This is a genomic window from Pilosibacter rotomagensis (assembly GCF_045062245.2).
In the GTDB taxonomy this organism is placed as follows: Bacteria; Bacillota; Clostridia; order Lachnospirales; family Lachnospiraceae; genus Pilosibacter.
On record NZ_CM170323.1, the window covers coordinates 1,155,355 to 1,176,017 of the forward strand.

12 protein-coding genes are annotated in these 20,663 nt (G+C 51.7%); 10 read left to right on the forward strand and 2 right to left on the reverse strand.

What is annotated here, in order from left to right; all coding sequences use genetic code 11:
- Nucleotides 1-20: 20 nt before the first annotated feature.
- The 8 genes from ACI3EW_RS05115 (at nt 21) to ACI3EW_RS05150 (ending at nt 11,308) form a co-directional block, all read left to right on the forward strand.
- Nucleotides 21-1,586: a Ppx/GppA phosphatase family protein gene (locus tag ACI3EW_RS05115; protein WP_118529595.1), complete on the forward strand. Its 1,566-nt coding sequence runs from the start codon at nt 21-23 to the stop codon at nt 1,584-1,586.
- A 129-nt stretch (nt 1,587-1,715) separates the two neighbouring features.
- Nucleotides 1,716-3,914 carry an RNA degradosome polyphosphate kinase gene (locus ACI3EW_RS05120; RefSeq protein ID WP_118321548.1) on the forward strand — a complete coding sequence of 733 codons (2,199 nt, stop codon included), beginning with the start codon at nt 1,716-1,718 and terminating at the stop codon, nt 3,912-3,914.
- Nucleotides 3,915-4,245: 331 nt separating this feature from the next.
- The gene (gene htpG / locus ACI3EW_RS05125) at nt 4,246-6,252 is read left to right on the forward strand and encodes a molecular chaperone HtpG (protein WP_118529381.1); all 2,007 of its coding nucleotides are present in this window, start codon (nt 4,246-4,248) and stop codon (nt 6,250-6,252) included.
- Entirely contained in the window at nt 6,242-7,210 is a 969-nt protein-coding gene (locus ACI3EW_RS05130; protein WP_118529382.1) for a CPBP family intramembrane glutamic endopeptidase, read from the forward strand. Before htpG ends, ACI3EW_RS05130 begins: the two co-directional genes overlap by 11 nt.
- Before the next feature lie 334 nt (nt 7,211-7,544).
- Nucleotides 7,545-8,060 (forward strand): dCTP deaminase/dUTPase family protein, encoded by a 516-nt coding sequence (locus ACI3EW_RS05135; protein ID WP_118298547.1) that lies wholly within the window; start codon nt 7,545-7,547, stop codon nt 8,058-8,060.
- Between the two features lie 143 nt (nt 8,061-8,203).
- On the forward strand, nt 8,204-9,025 hold the full coding sequence (locus ACI3EW_RS05140; protein WP_405580485.1) for a tetratricopeptide repeat protein: 822 nt from the start codon (nt 8,204-8,206) through the stop codon (nt 9,023-9,025).
- Nucleotides 9,026-9,033: 8 nt separating this feature from the next.
- A complete protein-coding gene (gene hflX, locus ACI3EW_RS05145) occupies nt 9,034-10,287 on the forward strand; it encodes a GTPase HflX (protein ID WP_405580488.1) in 1,254 nt (417 codons plus the stop codon).
- A 151-nt stretch (nt 10,288-10,438) separates the two neighbouring features.
- Complete coding sequence (locus tag ACI3EW_RS05150) at nt 10,439-11,308, forward strand: YitT family protein (RefSeq protein WP_215703134.1); 870 nt, start codon at nt 10,439-10,441, stop codon at nt 11,306-11,308.
- A gap of 167 nt (nt 11,309-11,475) precedes the next feature.
- On the opposite strand, the gene ACI3EW_RS05155 is transcribed toward ACI3EW_RS05150, so the two are convergent.
- Together ACI3EW_RS05155 and ACI3EW_RS05160 are read right to left on the reverse strand one after the other, a co-directional pair.
- Nucleotides 11,476-12,426 (reverse strand): substrate-binding periplasmic protein, encoded by a 951-nt coding sequence (locus ACI3EW_RS05155; RefSeq protein ID WP_118529386.1) that lies wholly within the window; start codon nt 12,424-12,426, stop codon nt 11,476-11,478.
- Between the two features lie 137 nt (nt 12,427-12,563).
- Nucleotides 12,564-13,040, reverse strand: a complete 477-nt coding sequence (locus ACI3EW_RS05160) for a hypothetical protein (RefSeq protein WP_118529387.1) — start codon at nt 13,038-13,040, stop codon at nt 12,564-12,566.
- A 212-nt stretch (nt 13,041-13,252) separates the two neighbouring features.
- Here ACI3EW_RS05160 and addB point away from each other — a divergent pair, with 212 nt between their 5' ends.
- Both addB and addA read left to right on the forward strand, forming a co-directional pair.
- Nucleotides 13,253-16,726 carry a helicase-exonuclease AddAB subunit AddB gene (gene addB / locus ACI3EW_RS05165; protein ID WP_405580493.1) on the forward strand — a complete coding sequence of 1,158 codons (3,474 nt, stop codon included), beginning with the start codon at nt 13,253-13,255 and terminating at the stop codon, nt 16,724-16,726.
- Entirely contained in the window at nt 16,726-20,472 is a 3,747-nt protein-coding gene (gene addA / locus ACI3EW_RS05170; RefSeq protein ID WP_405580496.1) for a helicase-exonuclease AddAB subunit AddA, read from the forward strand. The genes addB and addA overlap by 1 nt, the downstream gene beginning before the upstream one ends.
- Nucleotides 20,473-20,663 lie beyond the last annotated feature (191 nt).

Below are 20,663 nucleotides of genomic sequence, written 5' to 3' on the forward strand. Positions count from 1 at the left end.
TTATAAGAGGAGGAAAAGCTATGGCAGCCCTTACATTTGCAGCCATCGATGTGGGATCGTTTGAGGTTGAGATGGGGATCTATGAGATCTCAAACAGGAACAGGATCCGGAAACTGGACCATATCCGCCATGTCACGGCGCTTGGGAGCGATACTTACAACAACGGAAAGATCAGCTATGAGATGGTGGAAGAGCTCTGCGATGTACTTGCGGGGTTTGCCGGGATCATGAAATCCTACAAGGTCACGGAATACCGTGCCTATGCGACGAGTGCGATGCGTGAGGCGAGAAACAACCGGATCGTTCTCGATCAGATCCGCGTCCGCACCGGCATCCAGGTCCGTATCATCAGCAACTCGGAGCAGCGATTCCTGGGATACAAGGCGATCGCCGTCTCGGATGATGAGTTTGATGAGAATATCCAGCAGGGGACCGCGATCGTGGATGTGGGATTTGGAAGCATGCAGATCTCGCTTTTCGACAGGAACCTTCTTGTGACCACGGAAAATCTGCCGCTCGGTGTTTTGAGGATCCGCGGCACTCTTCAGGACGTCAATACGACGGTGGAGCAGTACCGGGATCTCATCGGAGAGATGGTGGACAATGAGCTGGAAAACTATAAAAAGATGTACCTGAAGGATAAGAAGATCAAACATCTGATCGGGATCGGAGAAAATATCCTCTATCTGTTCCGGTATGAGGATCACGGAAAACCGCTCCGCAGAGTCACGAGAGAGCGCTTTGACGAGTTCTATGCGCGCCTTGTCACGATGAATGAGACACAGATCGAGGAGGCATTCGGTGTGAGCCGGGAGTATGCATCTCTGCTTCTTCCGTGCGTGGTGATCTATAAAAAGTTCCTTGAGATGACAGGAGCGGAGATGATCTGGATCCCGGGGATCCGCCTCTGCGACGGGATCGCGGCCGAGTACGCGGCGGACAAGAAACTCTTGAAATTCCGGCACAATTTTGACAATGACATCATCAGCACCTCGCGCACGATGGCGAAGCGCTACCAGTGCATGAGCCGTCATACGGAGACAGTGGAAAAATATGTGCTCCAGATCTTTGACACGATGCGGAGATACCATGGAATGGGGCAGAGAGAGCGGCTTCTGTTACAGATTGCCGTGCTGATCCACGCCTGCGGAAAATTTATCAGCGTCCGCAACTCCAACGAGTGCGCCTACAATATCATCATGTCGACGGAGATCATCGGGATCTCGCACCTGGAACGTGAGATCATCGCAAATGTGGTCCGCTACAACATCCGGGATTTCGATTACAACATGGTCCGGATGGAGACCGAGCTGGACGCTGTGACAGACAGCTTCGGCGGGCAGAATGAGGTCATGCTCCTGATCGCGAAGCTGACGGCGATCCTGCGTCTGGCAAATTCCATGGACCGCGGCCACGGGGACAAACTTGCGGACTGCAAGATGGCAGTAAAAGATGGAAAGCTCATGATCACGACGGATTATCCGGGCGATATCACGCTGGAGGCGGTATCCTTTGAACAGAAGGCGGCATTCTTCGAGGAGATCTTCGGGATCCGGCCGGTCCTGCGGCATAAAAAATACAGCTAGATGCCGGAGTGCAGACAGGGATATTGCTGCGAAACACGATGAATTCAGGATGTGAAAGGGTGTCCGGAGCCGGTTTTCGTCTGCGCACAGCGTGAACCGTGGACCGGCCGGATACAGGAAGGCAGAGAAATGAAAAAAGAGTTAAAAAAGGGGAATGCTCAGAAAGAACGGAAGGAGCAGGATCCGGCACGCTTCAATGATCCGAAAAATTATGTAAACCGAGAACTCAGCTGGCTGGAATTTGACTGCCGTGTTCTCGAAGAGGCAAGAGATAAGACGACACCGCTCTTTGACCGGCTGAAATTCTTAAGCATCACGGCATCGAACCTGGACGAGTTTTTCATGGTCCGGGTCGCATCCTTAAAGGATATGGTCCATGCGGGATATAAAAAGCCGGATATCGCGGGGATGACCGCGTCGGAGCAGCTGGAAAAGATCAGTGTGCGGACCCATGAGCTTGTCACTCAGCAGTACAACACATATAACCGGTCGCTGCTCCCGGCTCTTCGGAGCATCGGACTGAACCTCATCGAGAATCACGAGGACCTGACCCCGGAGCAGGGCGAATTTGTGGACCGCTATTTCCGTGAGGAGGTCTATCCGGTCCTGACGCCGATGGCGGTGGATTCCTCAAGGCCGTTTCCGCTTGTCAGAAACAAGTCCCTGAATATTGCGGCGCTCTTAAAGAAAAAAGAGGGCGGCAAGGAGCTGGAGTTCGCGATGGTGCAGGTCCCGGCTGTCCTTCCGAGGATCATCAGCCTCCCGGTGACGACCGATGAGAACAACCGTGAGATGCGGAATGTGATCTTCCTGGAGGAGATCATCGAGCGGAACATGCAGCAGCTGTTCTTAAACTATGATATCGTGACGTCCCATCCGTTCCGTATCATGAGAAACGCCGATTTCTCCCTGGACGAGGAGGAAGCTGTGGATCTTCTCGAGGAGATCGAAAAGCAGTTAAAGCGCAGACAGTGGGGCGAAGTCATCCGTCTGGAGATCGAGGACAAGGCGGACCAAAGACTTTTAAAGATCTTAAAGAGAGAGCTGGAGGTCAACGAGGAAGACATCTTTGAGATCCCGGGTGCGCTCGACCTGACGGTCCTGATGAAAATGTACGGGCTTGACGGGTACGACCACTTAAAGACCCCGAAATATACGCCGCAGCCGGTTCCGGCTCTGATGAATGACGATGATATCTTTACGAACATCCGGAAGGGCGATATCCTTCTGATGCATCCGTATGAGACTTTTGATCCTGTCGTGGACTTCGTGCGGAGCGCGGCAAAGGATCCGGAAGTTCTGGCGATCAAGCAGACGTTATACCGTGTCAGCGGCAACTCCCCGATCATCGCGGCTCTGGCGGCGGCAGCCGAGAACGGAAAGCAGGTATCGGTTCTCGTCGAGCTGAAGGCGAGATTTGACGAGGAGAACAACATCATCTGGGCGAAAAAGCTGGAAAAAGCCGGATGTCATGTTATTTACGGACTCGTCGGCTTAAAGACGCACTCAAAGATCACACTCGTGGTCCGCAGGGAGGAAGACGGGATCCGGAGATATGTCCATCTTGGAACCGGAAACTACAACGATTCCACTGCAAAACTTTACACAGACTGCGGAATCATGACCTGCAATCCGATGATCGGAGAGGATGCGACTGCGGTCTTCAACATGCTCTCCGGATATTCCGAGCCGTTAAACTGGAACATGCTTTCGGTTGCCCCGCTGTGGCTCAGAACGAAATTCCTGCATCTGATCAACCGGGAGACGAAGCATGCAAAAGACGGAAAGCCGGCATCGATCATCGCGAAGATGAATTCCCTCTGTGACAAGGAGATCATCGCCGCGCTGTATGAGGCGTCCTGCGCAGGGGTGAAGATCCGCCTGGTTGTCCGCGGCATCTGCTGTCTGAAGGCGGGGATCCCGGGACTTTCCGAGAACATTGAGGTCCGCTCGATCGTCGGAGAATTCCTCGAACATGCGAGGATCTTTATCTTTGAGAACGACGGAAGTGAAGAGATCTACATGGGAAGTGCCGACTGGATGCCGAGAAACCTGGACCGCCGTGTCGAGATTATGTTCCCGGTATTGAGAGAGGAACTCAAAGACAGGATTCGCAGATATATGGAGCTGGAGCTGGAGGACAACTTAAAGGCCCATGTGCTTCAGCCGGACGGGACATATGAAAAGCCGGATCGCCGAGGAAAACTTCCGGTCGGCTCCCAGATGGCACTCTGCGAGATGGCAGTCAATGCTGCGAAAGAGGAGCGGAAGAAAAAACAGCAGGACGAACAGGCCCGCGTGTTTATTCCGATCGAGAGTGAAAACTGATCCGCGAGCGGCTGTAAAAGTGGGCAGCAGAAGTGCAGCTCCGTGACTGACAGAGAAAAATCAAAAAGTTTATAAAAATTTTATTAGCACTCATCAAAAATGAGTGCTAATTTTATTGACATTTTGATTTTCTGGTATTAAAATATGTCATGTTGAATCGAACAGCTGTTAAAAATCCCTGAGATCCGGGGCGATACCGGCTGTCCTGAAAGAAGAAAAAAGTAGCTGTTTAAGAATGGAACGGTTACAGAGAAAATAAAAAAAAGCGGTCCGTCGGGCGGCAATACAGATCGTCCCCCGACGCGCGAATGGAAATAAGGAGTGGTTTAACATGGCAAAAAGCGGAAGTCTTTCAATCAACAGTGAGAATATATTCCCGATCATCAAAAAGTGGCTGTATTCCGATCATGATATCTTTTATCGTGAGTTAGTCAGCAATGGCTGCGATGCCATCACAAAATTAAAGAAACTGGCTCTGATGGGCGAGTATGAGACCCCGGACGATGAAACGTATAAAGTTCAGGTTACTGTAAATCCGAAGGAAAAGACGATCAAGATCGAAGATAACGGTCTCGGTATGACAGAGGATGAGGTTGACGAGTATATCAACCAGATCGCTTTCTCCGGCGCCCAGGATTTCCTGAACAAGTACAAGGATAAAGCGAATGAAGACCAGATCATCGGTCATTTCGGACTCGGTTTCTATTCCTCATTTATGGTAGCGGACAAAGTAACGATCGATACCTTATCCTACAAGAAGGACGCAAAACCGGTCCACTGGGAGTCTGAGGGCGGTACCGAGTTTGATATGAAGGAAGGCACTAAGGAAGGCCACGGAACCCTGATCACCCTGTACTTAAATGAGGACAGCGCTGAGTTTGCGAATGAGTACCGCGCAAGAGAGATCCTCGACAAGTACTGTGCATTTATGCCGGTCGAGATCTACTTAAACGATGAGACTGCTGAGCCGCAGTACGATACGATCGAGAAAGAGGAACTGACCGACAAGGATACGATCATCGAGACGATCGTTGAGCCGGCAAAGACCGAGGAGAAGGAAAAAGAGGACGGATCGAAGGAGACTGTTGAGGTGAGCCCTGCGAAAGAGAAATATAAGATCGCAAGACGCCCGGTTCCGGTCAATGATACGAACCCGCTCTGGAACAAGCATCCGAACGAGTGCACCGATGAGGAGTACAAGGAGTTCTACCGCAAGGTATTCCAGGACTTCAAGGAGCCGTTATTCTGGATCCATCTGAATATGGACTATCCGTTCAACTTAAAAGGAATCCTCTACTTCCCGAAGATCAACATGGAGTACGAGAGCATCGAAGGAAAGATCAAACTCTACAACAACCAGGTATTCATCGCGGATAACATCAAAGAAGTTATTCCGGAATTCCTGATGCTGTTAAAAGGCGTGATCGACTGCCCGGATCTTCCGCTCAACGTATCCAGAAGTGCTCTTCAGAACGATGGATTTGTAAAGAAGATCTCCGATTACATTACAAAGAAAGTTGCTGATAAGCTCTCCGGCATGTGCAAGACAGATCGCGAGAACTACGAGAAATACTGGGATGATATCAATCCGTTCATCAAATTCGGCTGCTTAAAGGACGAGAAGTTCGATGAGAAGATGAAAGATTACATCCTCTATAAGAACTTGGACGGCAAATATCTGACACTCGCTGACTGCCTTGAGGAGAACAAGGAGAAACACGAGAACAAGATCTTCTATGTAACGGACGAGAAAGAGCAGAGCCAGTACATCAACATGTTCAAGGAAGCCGGGATCGACGCTGTGATCCTTCCGAACCCGATCGATTCCCCGTTCATGCAGCATGTGGAGCAGAAGAATGAGGGCTTAAAGTTCCTGCGTATCGATGCGGATGTCAACGAGACATTCAAAGAGACGGAGGAGACCGATGAGGCCGCGAAGGAGCAGGAGAAGAAGGACGCCGAGACTCTCGCTGAGGTATTTAAGAAGGCGATCGGAAACGACAAGCTGAACGTGAAAGTCGAGAAGCTGAAAAATGAAGGTCTCGCTTCCATGATCACAGTCTCCGAGGAGAGCCGAAGAATGCAGGATATGATGAAGATGTACAGCATGTACGGCGGCGGTTCCGATATGTTCCCGGCTGAGGAGACATTAGTCATCAACGCAAACAACGGTCTTGTAAAATACGTTCTTGCCAACAAGGACGGAGAGAAGACACCGATGCTCTGCGAACAGCTCTATGACCTTGCGAAACTTGCTCACGGAAGTCTTTCTCCGGAGCGTATGACAAAGTTCATTGCGAGAAGCAGTGAGATCATGAAGGAAGAATATGGTGCATAAGAGAAGAGATTTTCTGATCACATTTACAGTTTTATGTCTGGCCATGTGTGCCTGCTCAGGTCTTCAGTACCTGGGCAGTGCGTTCTATCTCATGGTGCGGCACTGGGTGTTCAGCCTGGAGAGCGGCGGGGGTCGTCTGCTCTCCGGGCTCTTTTCGTCCCCGTGGACCGGAGTCCTCGTGCAGTATGTCTTCAGCATCGGACTTCCGTTCCTTGCGGTGATCCCGATGACCTGGTTTCTGCGGTCAGACCGGAGACCGGCCCAGAAACTTTCGGCGGAAGTATGGGTTTCTGCGCTGTTCATGGCGCTGGGACTCGGCTATATCTTTAACTTCCTGGGAGTCTTTCTTGACTCGTTTATTTCCATATTTACCGGTGTTCCGGCTGGAGATATGAACCCGGTGATGGACGCACTGGATGCACTGACGCCGGGAATGGTGATCTATACCTGCCTGGTGGCTCCGTTTATGGAGGAACTGCTCTTCAGGGGAGTGCTGTTAAGAAAAGCGAGACGATTTGGAGACCGGACGGCGGTCGTATTCACGGCGGTCATGTTCGGGCTGATGCATGGGAATCTGAACCAGTTCCTGTATGCGGTGGTGATCGGACTGGTACTCGGTTATCTCGCGGTGCGGACGAACCGGATCCTTTACAATGTCCTGCTCCATATGGCAGTGAATTCGTTTTCGATGCTGCTCGTGATGGTGGAGGACGGGCTCTATGCGCTGGGGCTTTCCTGGGCGGCAGCGGCGTTTTCGTTTGCCAGTTTTCTTATGGTCCTGCTCCTCATCGCGGCAGGGATCTATTTCTTCTTCCGGGACGGACGCCGTTACTGGTGGCAGATGGGGCAGCAGAACGGAGTGCCGACATCGTATAAAAAATATGTGTATCTGAATCCCGGATTTCTTTTCTATGTGATCATTTTCGGGATGGAGATGCTGTCGTATATGATGAAATGAGCGCAAGAGAGCCAGAAAACTGCTTGCAGATTTATGGCGAACGGCGAATGCCGATCACGATAGCTGCAATAGCAGCGGAGAATCTGAGTTTAAGATGATTTTGTACGTCACAGACGGATTGATCCGGCAGAATATACTGCGGGCAGTGGACACACTGCCGCGATAACGTGGTATGTTCTGCCGGATTTTTCGTTTGAAATGCTTGAAATGGGACCGGGCTCTTGGTATAGTAGTGGGAGACATCCGGATGGTCCGACAGGAGAAATGATCCGGGAGCGCACGCCGATCCGGAAAGGAAGAGCGGGGCGTCAGAATGAGAGTAAGAGGAGACAACATGCAGAGAATCGCGAAATTTGAAAAAGTAAGCTTTGAGCAGTTTAAAAAAGACTGGCAGGGGGAACACCCGCAGGATACAGACGATATGATAAAGGAGATCTATGACGGGATCCGTCTCCCGAAACGGGCGACCGCAGGTTCCGCCGGATATGATTTCTTCGCACCGGCCGCATTCACACTGAAACCTGGTCAGATGACAAAGATCCTTACCGGGATCCGCGCACGGATCGACGATGGCTGGGTGTTAAAGCTCTATCCGAGAAGCGGACTTGGATTTAAGTTCCGCCTGCAGTTAAACAATACCGTCGGGATCATCGACAGCGATTACTACGGATCCGACAACGAGGGCCACATCCAGGTGAAGCTCACCAACGACAGCCGTGAAGGAAAGACTGTGGAAGTGGAAGCCGGAACCGGTTTTTCCCAGGGAATTTTTGTGGAGTACGGCATCACGGTGGATGACGAGGCCGATGAAGTGAGAAACGGTGGATTCGGAAGTACGACACGCGCGTAGGAGACAGAGCATATTTCCGAAGGCGCGGAGGATGAAGAATCAGAAGTATCACAGAAAGAACAAAATTAAACATATAATTGAAAATGTATAAATATTATCAAAAATCAGAAAAAAGAGAAAAATCAAAAAAAGATGTACTGAATTTGAACTACGCGCCGGCTGCGGTCGTCTGTGAAGACCGGCAGTTCCATGCGAAAGTTCGAAAGCATATCGCATCAGCTCTTCTCATCGCTGGCATGCTTTTTCTCCTTACCGGCTGCGGTCATGTGACAGAGGAGATGAAGGCGGGGAAGGAAAACGGGATCGCTCTCATGGAGAACGGCGATTATGAGAGCGCTGTCGCGGAGTTTGACAGCCTGATCGATCAGACAAAGCATGTCTCATCCTTTGAGATCGATGTATTAAAATACCGCGGTGAGGCAGAATTTATGCTGGGAGATTACGGTGCCGCGGCGTACACATATGATACGCTGGTGAAGGTGGATAAACCGAGAGCGGAATACTATTATCTGGGCGCGGTGAGTCTCGCAAATTCCGGCGATGCGGAAGGCGCTGAAAACCGTCTGGAGTCCGGAACAAAGGCGGACGAAAAACATGCAGCTGCCGGCTATGCTGAAGCGATGGAAGCTCTTGGGGCGGCTTATATGACGGCCGGAGATGAGACGAAGGCAGATGAGATCTACCAGACGCTGGTGGAAGAAGGATTTTCCAGCACGGAAGTCTATAACCGCTGGATGATGGCGGCGATGAAAAAAGGCGATTACGAGGAAGCACTGCAGCACGGGGAAGCGGGACTTGCACTCTCCGATGACAGGGCGAAGAAGGAGATCGCCTTCAACCAGGCGGTGTGTTACGAGTACCTGGGGCAGTATGAGAAAGCGCTGGAGCTGTTCCGGAGCTATGAGGAACAGTACGGACAGGATGAGAAAGCGGATCATGAGATCGCGTTTCTTGTGACGAGATAGGAGAAAGAATGGCAGAATTGATAGAGATCGGTGAGCAGCAGGAGCGGGTGATCCTGTTTGCCGCCAGCACGAACGACTCCGATGACACGGAAGAATCCGTGGAGGAGCTGAAAGAGCTTGTAAAGACCGCGGGAGCGGAGACCGTCGGGACCGTGATCCAGAACCGGGAAAATATCCATCCGGGAACCTACCTTGGAAAGGGAAAGATCCAGGAACTGAAGGAGATGGTCTGGGAGAGCGGAGCGACCGGAGTTGTCTGTGACGATGAGCTCTCCCCGGCACAGCTCAAAAACCTGGAGGATGCCCTGGACACAAAGGTCATGGACCGGACGATGATCATTCTTGATATCTTTGCGGCCCGCGCGAAGACCAGGGAAGGAAAGATCCAGGTCGAGCTGGCGCAGCTCAGATACCGTGCCGTCCGTCTTGTCGGACTCAGAAATTCTCTGTCGAGACTCGGCGGCGGAATCGGCACGAGGGGGCCTGGTGAGACGAAACTCGAGGTGGACCGCAGACGGATCCATGAGCGGATCAGCCAGTTAAAATCGGAGCTTCATGATGTGGAGCGCCACAGGGATGTGGTTCGGAAACAGAGAGAGCAGAGCGGAACTCTGACGGCGGCCATTGTCGGCTATACGAATGCAGGAAAGTCCACACTCTTAAATAAGCTCACCGGCGCCGGGATCCTGGCGGAGGATAAGCTCTTTGCAACTCTGGATCCGACGACGAGAGCGCTTGTGCTTCCGGGTGGGGAGAAGGTCCTTCTGACGGATACGGTCGGATTTATCCGGAAGCTTCCGCATCACCTTGTCGAGGCATTCAAGAGTACGCTTGAAGAAGCGAGGTACTGTGATGTGATCCTCCATGTGGTGGACTGCTCGAATCCGCAGATGGACATGCAGATGCATGTAGTCTACGAGACGCTGCGCCGACTGGACATCAAGGACAAAGAGATCATCACCGTGTTCAACAAGGTGGACCGTCCGGATGCGGACACTGCCTGCCGGGACATGTCTGCGGACTATAAGGTACGGTTATCGGCAAAGACAGGAGAGGGCATCGGGGAACTGCTCGATCTTTTTGCCGTGATCTTAAGAAACCGCAGGATCTATTTTGAGAAGGTCTTTGCATACAAAAATGCCGGGCGGATCCAGACGATCCGGAAGAGCGGACAGCTTCTCTCGGAGGAATACCAGGACGACGGGATCCATGTGAAGGCATATGTTCCTGTGGAACTGTTTGAAGAGCTGTATAAGGACTAGCGGACCGGCCGGTCAGCATCGGGAACTTTCTGTCCGGACGGGCAGAAAGCCGGAAGACAGAGAACGCTGACAGGGCGGACAGACACGCTCCGGCATGTGGGGAATGCCGGAAAATCGGACTTTGCAGCATTTGATATGAGGGGGTAATCTTATGGGGAAGACACGTGGAAAAGAATTTGCCCTGGATTTTCTGGCAGATGTGGCGGGCGGTTTTATCCAGGCTGTTGCGCTGCACTGCTTTATCGACAACATTGATATCGCGCCGGGAGGCGCCAGCGGTATGGCGATCCTGCTCAACCGTCTGACGAGCCTGCCGATCGGTACACTGACATTTTTGATCAACATCCCGCTTCTGATCGCGTCCTGGATCTATCTGGGGAAGGAAAAGACGATCAAGACATTGAAAACCGTGGCGATCATGACGGTGATCCTTGATGGACTGGTGACGCCGTATTTCCCGGTGTATTCGGGGGACAAGATGGTGTCCTGCCTTTTCGGGGGAGTGCTCATGGGGATCAGCCTGGCGGTCGTATTTATGCGCGGTTCCACAACGGGTGGCGGCGATATCGCCGCGAAGCTTTTACAGAAGTTCCGCCCGCACATGCAGACCGGAAAAGCTGTCATGGCTACGGATCTCGTGATCATTCTCCTGTCCATGGCGGTGTTCCGGAATATTGAATCGGGTCTTTACGGACTGATCAATATGGTAGTCGGAACGTATGTGATCGATGTGATCCTCTATGGTATGAATAAGAGCACGATGATCACGGTGATCAGCCCGAGATCCGGGGAGATCGCAAAGGAGCTGATGAGGAATCTGGAGCGCGGCTGCACACTGCTAAAGAGCCGCGGTGCCTACCGGGAAGAGGAAGGCGAGACGGTGATCTGCGTGCTTGATAAAAAACAGTTCTACCGTGCGAAGAAGATCGTCTACGGGATCGATCCGACCGCATTCATGATCGTATCCGAGGCTCAGGAAGTCTACGGGGAAGGATTCCTTGATTCTGACTGGGAAGTGTAAAAAATAAAGAAACGAAAAAGACGATCCGCCAGGTAATTTGCGGATCGCCTTTTTTCGTCACGGGAGTTCTGGGGGAACTCTCATGAGATGACTTCCGGCATCTGGGGAAGACGCCGGTGAAGGGGTACGGCCTGACCGCGGCCGCGGGGTTATATCAAAGGATCGAATTATTCGATAATGCCAAGGCTCTTAGCGTACTCCGTATACTCGTCGTACCATTCATTGTAGAGATTCTGATCAACAACTTCATCGATGATCTCGTTGATCCTGTCTGTCAGGGCATCTTCCCCTTTCGGGATACCGATTCTTGTTCCCTGTGTCTCCGGATCAACTTTAAAGTAGAGGTTCGGAACGATCACGAGGTTGCTGTCCGGGTTGGATTCCAGATATAATCTTGCCATTCTGAGAGCAGCGACCATGACATCGGCTTTGCCGGTCTGGACCATCAGGAAACCATCGTTTGTGGAAGAAACACGGTTGTATTTTTTATAGCTCGGGATCTGTTCCTGTACGAACTGTTCCTGAAGGGAACCGTTCTGTGCAACGACAACCTTGTCCGAGAGATCATTGAAGGATTTGATGCTGTCGACATCTTCCTTGCGGACCAGGATACCGTAAGCAGTCTGCGGATCTTCGTCTCCGAAGTAATAACCTTTGGAGAGGTTCATGGTCTCAGCTCTTGCCGGTGTGTAAGCCAGAGCGGAGATCGCGAGATCATATTTGCCGGTCGTGATGCTTCCGAGAACGCTTGTGAAGTCCATCGGTTTGATGCGGACCTCAACGCCGAGGGATTCGCCGATATAGTTCGCAAGCTCGATATCGGAGCCTACATAGGCGTCATCTCCGCTCTTTGTCGGATCGATGAACTCGTTCGGAGCGAAGTACGGCTCGGTCGCGATCTCGATGTATCCGCGCTCCAGAATGTCGTTTAAACGATTGCCGGAACCGGTCGTCTCTGCTGCTACCAGACCTGCGTCTGTCTGCGGAGTTGTTGTCTCAGATGCCGTTGTCTGCGGGATCGTAGCGCCCATCGCGGAGGAACCGGAACATCCGGTGAGTGCCGCAGCGGATAATAAAAGTGACGTACCTAAGATGAAAAGCTGATTGAATTTCTTCATGGATGGTTCCTCCTTGTATGCTCTTGATTCAACATGCTAATGAACTTTTGATTTAGCGTGGTAAATTGTTATCATGGTGAAGAGTATACAGGAGGAAAAGAGATTTGTCAAGTGGGTTATTAAAAAAAATTTGAGATCTACTTCGCGGATGCCTTGGAGAGCGCCGTTTTCACCGCCGATACGAGCGCCATGGAGGTGTACTGGGAACCGGCGGGGTATTCCAGACCTTCCAGACTCTGGTTTTCGAGGATCTGTTCTGAGATGAGATCCATGGCAGGAGCCATTAGAGGATACATAGTCTCAACGGAGTCGCTTAAAGGGACAAGGGACACGGAGCGGATCCCCGTGTGATCCACAGCGACCTCCACATTGACGTTCTCGCTGCCTAAAACGATGGGAGATGAATAAAGTCCCGGAACATATGTAACAGAGGCGGGAGCGGCCTGTGAGGAGCTCTCCGATGCCTGATCAGGAGCATCATGGGAGATGTTGTCCTTTTTAGGGCGGAACATAAAGAGAAACAGCATGATGAGGACGATGGCGAAGCCGATAAAAAGAGCCGTGTAGATGATCTCCTTCATCCTGAGGACGATGATCTTTGTTTTTGAACTCATAGAATAATAGATCCTTTTGGGGATGGTTTGTATTAATCATATGAGAGCGGATGAGAAAAAATACATGGCATTCCTTTTGCATGGCCCGGAGCATGGGCCGGAAGCCGGACAAAAAACTTGACATTTTTGTCCGGAACATATACGGTTTACATATCTGAAATTGAATAATGCCTGACCGGCGGAAATGCGGTCAGGGAGCAGGAGGACATAGAATGGGATTGTGCATGGTGATGGGCGGTTCCGGAGCCGGGAAAACAGAATATATCTATAGGAAGATCATCGAGCTGTCCATGAAGGAGCCGGATGGCCGTTTTTTTGTGGTGACGCCTGAACAGGCGACGATGCAGGCCCAGAAGGAGATCGTGAGACTGCATCCGAATCATGGAACGATGAACATTGATGTTGTGAGCTTTGAACGTCTGGCTTACCGGATTTTTTCAGAACTGTCGATTCCGCAGCCGGAGGTCCTGGACGATACGGGAAAAAATATGATCCTGCGGAAACTTGCGGGGGAGAAGAAGGACGAACTTACCATGTTTTCGTCTCATCTGAACCGCCCGGGGTTTATCGGGGAGATCAAGTCCATGCTCTCGGAACTCTACCAGTACGGGGCAACTCCGGAAGACCTTAAGATCCAGTCGGCAGGAGACGGTGTCGGTCAGATCCTTTCGGCAAAGCTCTCCGACATGGAGGTGATCTTTGAGGCATTCCGGGAGTTCACAAAGGAAAAGTACATTACTCTGGAGGAACTTTTGGATGTGCTCTGTCAGGTGGCGGAGCGGTCGGAGCTTTTAAAGGACAGTGTTATGGTTCTCGACGGGTATACAGGTTTTACCCCGATCCAGTACCGGCTGATCGGAATCCTGTTAAAAATCTGCCGGGATCTCTTTGTGACGGTTTCTGCGACAATGGAGCCGGGACTGGATCTTTCTGCGGAGTCCGATGAGACCGATCTCTTTGATATGAGCAGGAAGATGACCGGAAAACTGAAAAAACTGGCGGAAGAAAACGGCATAAAAATCTACCGCGATCTGATCTTTTACAAACGTCCGCTGGTGCGCTTCCGGAACAGTCCTGCGCTCGACCATCTGGAACGGACGTTTTTCCGTTATCCGTATCCCAGATACCGCGGCGGCACGGAAGAAATCCTTCTCGTGCAGGCGAAAAATCCTGAGGACGAGGCAGACTTTATAACAAACAGGATCGAGACTCTTGTAAAAAAGAACGGATACCGGTATCGCGATATTGCTCTGGTATGCGGGGATCTTCCAGGATACAGCCGTGAGATCACCAAGAGCTTTGAGGAAAACGGGATCCCGCTTTTCCTCGATGAGAACCGGGATGTCTCCGGAAATCCACTGATCCGCCTGATCCAGAGTGCTCTCGATATCCTGCAGAAAGGATTTGATTACGAGAGCATGTTCCGATATCTCCGAACGGGACTTGTAACAGATCAGACTGAGAAAGTGGACCGGATGGAAATCTATGTGCGTGCGATGGGAATCCGCGGCTTTGCCAAATGGGATGCAGTCTGGGACCGGACGTTTGATGGCGGAGAAAATCTGAATCTTCTTGAAATGAATGCTTTTAAAGAGGAGATCATGGCGCCACTGCGGCTGCTCCGGGAACAGTGCGGCGGCCGGGGAGTTCCGGTAAAGACAGTCACGGATGCACTGGCGGAGCTTCTGGAGATGCTCGGCGCGGAGGAAAAGCTGGAAAAACTGTCGGAGCAGTTTAAAACTTGCGGTATGGACCGCGAGGCGAGAGAGTATGAGGAAATTTTCGGTCTTGTCACGGAACTCTTTGAGAAATTTAAAAGTCTCCTGGGGGACGAATATGTGGCCAGAAGAGAGTACGCGGAGATCCTCTCCGCCGGTTTTTCAGAACTTTCTGTCGGGATGATCCCTGCAGGCGCGGACCGTGTGGTCTGCGGAGACTTAAAGAGAACACGTCTCGACAAGATCAAAGTCCTCTTTTTCCTCGGAGTCAGCCAGGGAATTGTTCCGGCGGACCATTCAAAGGGCGGACTATTTAGCGACAATGAGAGGGAGATCTTAAAAAAGAATTCCATGGAGCTTGCACCGACCGCCAGGGAAGAGGGCTTTATGGAGCGGTTTTATCTGTATCTCATGATGACAAAGCCGTCCGACCAGCTGATCCTCTCCTGGCCGGCGGTGACGGCGGAAGGAAAAGAGATCCGTCCATCCGGCATGATCGGGGAGATGAAAAAGAGATTCCCGGATCTTGTGATCCATGAGAGCGGGGAGGAGAAATGTCCGGATGTATCCGTGACGGCAGCAAAAAAATCCGTGCTTTCCTGGCTGCAGGAGCCGGAGAAAATGATGGATCCGGCGCAGGAAGAGCCGAGAGTGCTTTACCGCTTTCTCTCCTCGGAGAAAGAGACGGAGGCCGAGATGGAAAATCTTGCAAAAGCTGTCGCCTATTCTTATAAAAAAGGAGAGATCGGCAGAACGGCTGCGCGGGAACTCTATGGGACGCTGCTTCGGGGAAGTGTCACGAGAATGGAGGGATATGCGGCATGTGCCTATTCCCACTTCCTGAATCACGGACTTGGACTGCGTGCAGGAAAAGAGTATGAGCTTGATCTTTCCGATATGGGAAATCTGTTTCACCAGTCGCTCGATACGTTTTTCAGAAATATCCGGGATCACGGGAAGGATTTCAGAACGATCACGGATGCGGAGCGGCGGACTCTGGTAAGAAAAGCGGTGGAGGAGGTTTCTGCAAAGTACCGGAATACGATCATGAAAAGCTCTGCGAGAAATGCATATCTCGAAAAGAAAGTGGAGAGGATCACGGACCGGACCGTGCGGGCACTGATCTACCAGATCCGGAAGGGCGATTTTGAGCCGGAAGAGTTCGAGGTAGATGTCAGCACGAGGATCCCGCTGAAAGATGGGGAGGCGCTGAATCTCCGGGGAAGGATCGACCGGATGGATGTGTTTGAGGATGAGGATAAGGTCTATGTGAAGATCATGGATTACAAATCGGGAAGCACATCCTTTGATCTGGCGCTTTTATATCACGGACTGCAGCTTCAGCTCGTGGTCTATATGGATGCGGCGCTGAAAATGCAGGAAAACCGGCATCCGGGGAAGCAGGCGGTCCCGGCCGGGATCTTTTATTATCATATCGATGACCCTGTGATCGACCGCGAGGACGGGATGACGGACGAGGAGATCGAAGCCGGGATCCTGCGCAGGCTCAGAATGAACGGACTCGTGAACAGCAGTCTGGATGTGATCCGCCATATGGACCGGGACATCGAAAAGGAATCCGATGTGATCCCGGTTGCGTTAAAGGACGGATATGTCCAGGAGGTAAAGTCCTCTGTTGCCGGGGGAAAGCGGTTTGCCAGACTTGCAGATTTTGTGAACGGACAGCTGAAGACTATGGGAGGTGAGATCCTGGACGGAAATGTGGCGGTCAATCCGTATAAACAGGGAAACAGGACAGCATGTGACTATTGTCCATACCACAGTGTCTGCGGATTTGATCTGAAGACAGACGGATATGGATTCCGCCGTTTCCGCCCGATGAAGGCGGAGGAGATCTGGAAGGAGATCGATCCGGAGGAATCAGATGAAAATGAGACAGAGGAACAGGAAAGCGGAAACAGAAAACCGGAACCGGGGAGACGCAAGGACGGAGAGGAGAAGATGTGATGGCGACAACATGGACGGATGAACAGTTACAGGTCATTGAGACGAGGCATAAGAATCTTCTTGTCTCTGCGGCCGCAGGAAGCGGAAAGACTGCGGTCCTCGTTGAGAGAATCATCCGCATGATCACAGATCCGGATCAGCCGGTGGACATTGACAGACTGCTCGTCATGACGTTCACCAACGCGGCGGCCGCGGAGATGCGGGAGCGTGTGGAGACGGCTCTCGGATCACTTATCGACGAAGACCCGGGAAATAAAAATCTGGAACGGCAGAGCACGCTGATCCACCATGCGAAGATCACCACGATCGACAGCTTTTGCCTGAATCTACTGAGGGAACATTTCCACGAGCTGGATCTGGATCCGGGATTCCGGGTGGCGGACGAAGGCGAACTTCTGCTCTTAAAAGCCGATGTGATGAAAGAGCTCCTGGAGGAATATTACGGGAGAGAAGATGAGCGGTTCCTGCAGTTTGTGGACACTTATGCGTCAGGGCGGACGGACGGAGGTCTCGAGGACTATATTTTAAAAGTATGGGAGTTTTCACAGAGTAATCCGTGGCCGGGAGAGTGGATCGCCGCCTGCCGGGACGAGCTTTCGGAGAGCAGTGAGGAAAGTTCCGGGGAAAAAGGCGGAAAGGAACCGGCCTGGATGAAATTCCTGATCCGGGATGTGGGACGCCAGGCGGAGGAATTTCTGGATGGTCTTTATGAGGCAGCAGAACTTGCCGCTGAGGAGGACGGACCGCAGGCGTATGCCCCGATGCTGGCGGAAGATATCCGGGCAATGGAAATACTGAAAGAAGCGGAGACTTACCGGGAGATCGCAGATGGGATTGCCGGACTGAAATTCGGACGTCTGGCGGCTGTCAGGGGAAAACAGGTGGATCCGGAGAAGAAAGAGCGGGCGGTAGCGCTCAGAAATGCCGCAAAGGACGGCATCAAAAAGATGAAAGCCCTTTATCTTCCGGGTGATGTGGATTCTGTGTTTTCCGACATGGATGCCTGCCGGGGACCGATCCGGATGCTTCTGGAACTTGCGGAAGAGTTTTCCGCCAGGTTCCAGGAGGCAAAAGAAGAAAAGAATCTGGTGGATTTCAATGACCTGGAACATTTTGCACTCGAAATCCTTACAGGCGGCAGTCCGGATCACAGACCGGGAGCAGTGGCGGATGAACTTTCGGGAATCTATGAAGAAATTCTCGTAGATGAGTATCAGGACAGCAATGAGGTCCAGGAGACACTGATCCGCTGTGTATCCAGAGAACGGTTCGGGACACCGAATGTTTTTATGGTCGGCGATGTGAAGCAGAGCATCTATAAGTTCCGACTGGCGAAGCCGGAGCTTTTTCTGGAAAAATATGAATCTTACGGGGATGAGGATGATCTGTACCAGAAGATCGAGCTCCATAAAAATTTCCGGAGCCGACGGGAGGTCCTTGAAAGCATCAATGATGTGTTTTATCAGATCATGACAAAGCAGTTGGGAAATATCTGCTACACGGACGATGCGGCCCTGTATGCGGGAGCAAAATTTCCGGAAACGCCCAAAGAAGGCCAGGCAAAGACGGAGGTCCTGCTCTTAAATACGGGAGATCCTCTTTTTGACGGCATGGATGAGGAAAAAGCGGATTACACAGCACGGGAAGCGGAGGCGAGACTGATAGCTGCAAAGATCCGAGAGCTGACTGATCCGGAATCCGGAATGCAGATCTATAACGGAAAGACCGGGCAGTATGAACGATTAAAGAAAAAGGATATCGTGATCCTTCTGCGGAGTCTTTCCGGATGGTCGGAGGAATTTTTAAGTGTTCTCGGTGCAGCAGGAATCCCGGCGTATGCGGAGTCCAGGACCGGGTATTTTACAGCGGTGGAAGTTGAGACGATGTTAAATATGCTGGCGCTCATCGACAATCCGATGCAGGACATCCCGTTAGCCGGAGTGCTGAAATCTCCGATCGGCGGAATGAAGGACCGGGAGCTTGCCATTGTGATGGCGGACTTTAAGCGGGATCCGGACCGCGGGGAAGATATCGGATTCTATGGGGCAGTGAAGCACTATCTGGAAAAACATGGGAAACATGATGAAACGATGGCATCGGTCCGGACCGGGGAAGAGAGCGAAGAAGAGACAATCTTCCGGAAGCTGCAGACCTTTATGGATCTGCTTGCGGAGCTTCGGAGAGAATCCCTGTATCTTCCGGTCTCCAGACTGATCGGCCGTATCTTTGATCGGACAGGATACGACAAATATGCGGCTGCCATGCCGGCCGGGAAGACTCGGCAGGCAAACCTTGCCATGCTGGTACAGAAGGCGGAAGATTATGAGAAAACAAGCTATCAGGGGCTGTTTGACTTTATCCGCTATATCGAAAAACTGAAGAAATACAACACGGATTTCGGAGAGGCATCCCGGTCCGGGGAACATGATGATGCGGTGCGGATCATGAGCATCCACAAAAGTAAAGGACTGGAGTTCCCGGTCGTATTCCTCGCCGGATGCGGAAAAAAATTTAACCGCCAGGATGCAAGAGGGCGGATCCTGATCGACGAAGAGCTCGGGATCGCGGCAGATTTTCTGGATCCGGTGAAGAAAGTCAAGGCGCCTACTTTAAAGAAAAATGTGCTCGCAAGGCGCTCCAACCTCGAAAACATGGGGGAGGAGCTGAGAATCCTCTATGTCGCGATGACGCGTGCAAAAGAAAAGCTCATCATCACGGCGGGGGACAAGTACCTGGAGAACAAGATCGAAAAATGGGGAATGACCGGATCAGTGGGAGCACTGCCGTTTACCGTGCTGAGCGCGGCGTCCTCCTATCTGGACTGGATCTTGATGGCAGCCGGGGGCGCAAAAAGAACGATCGATGTGAAAAATGTCCCGATGAAGGATCTCCTTGTGGAGGAAGAAAAAAATCAGGAAGAGAAGGCAAAACTTTACCTGGAACTGGAACAACTCCGCGGGGAAAAGCCGGAAAAAATTCCGGAACTGATTCGGAAACCGTATCCGTTTGAGACAGATCTTTCCCTGCATGCGAAGATGTCCGTCTCGGAACTGAAGATGCAGGGACAGTTCACGGATGATGCGGAAAGCGCGTTCCTGGTCCGTTCGGAGCGGGAAGATCCGGCGGAAGAAACGGAACGGGGGCCAGAGGGAGAGCCGGAGAAATCTCCGGAAGCGGAAGAACGTCTGTCTGCCGCTGAGAAGAGGGCACGTCAGAAACAGGCAACAGACCGCGGTACCGCCTGCCACCGGATGCTGGAACTGATCCATTTTTCGGATATTTCCGGGTATGAGGATGTGAAAAAAGAATTTGACCGGGTTCTCTCTGAAAAGAGAATGCAGCCGGATGCGGTCCGCCTGGTGTCACCCGGCATGATCGCGAAGTTTTTCCGGTCCGGGATCGCCGGCCGGATGAAGATGGCAGACAGGCAGGGAAAACTGAGAAAAGAGAGCCAGTTTATCCTTGGAATTCCGGCCCGGGAGATGAAAGCGGCGGATTCGAATGAACTCGTTCTGATTCAGGGAATCATCGATGCATGGTTTGAGGAGAGGGACGGACTTGTGATCGTAGACTATAAAACCGACAGAGTGAAGGAAGGGGAAGAACAGACTCTTCTGGACCATTATCAGGTCCAGCTTCAGTATTATGCCCGGGCGCTCTCCCAGATCACAGGAAAAAGAGTGAAGGAAGCGGTCATCTATTCCCTGACGATCCAGAAGGAGATAAACGTACCGATCGGGCAGTAGAGAAGGCAGTTGCGGAAGGCTGCCGGAGCTGACTGAAAAGGAAGGCTGCATAAAAAAGACTGCCCGATGTTGTTGAAAAAAGGTTACTTTTCACGGGTAGGAATTTTCTGAACTGAAAATTCCGTAAGATACCGTTGTGGTCGCGGATTTTGCCGATTTGGAATGCGAAGCATCGGCAAAATCCTGTTACA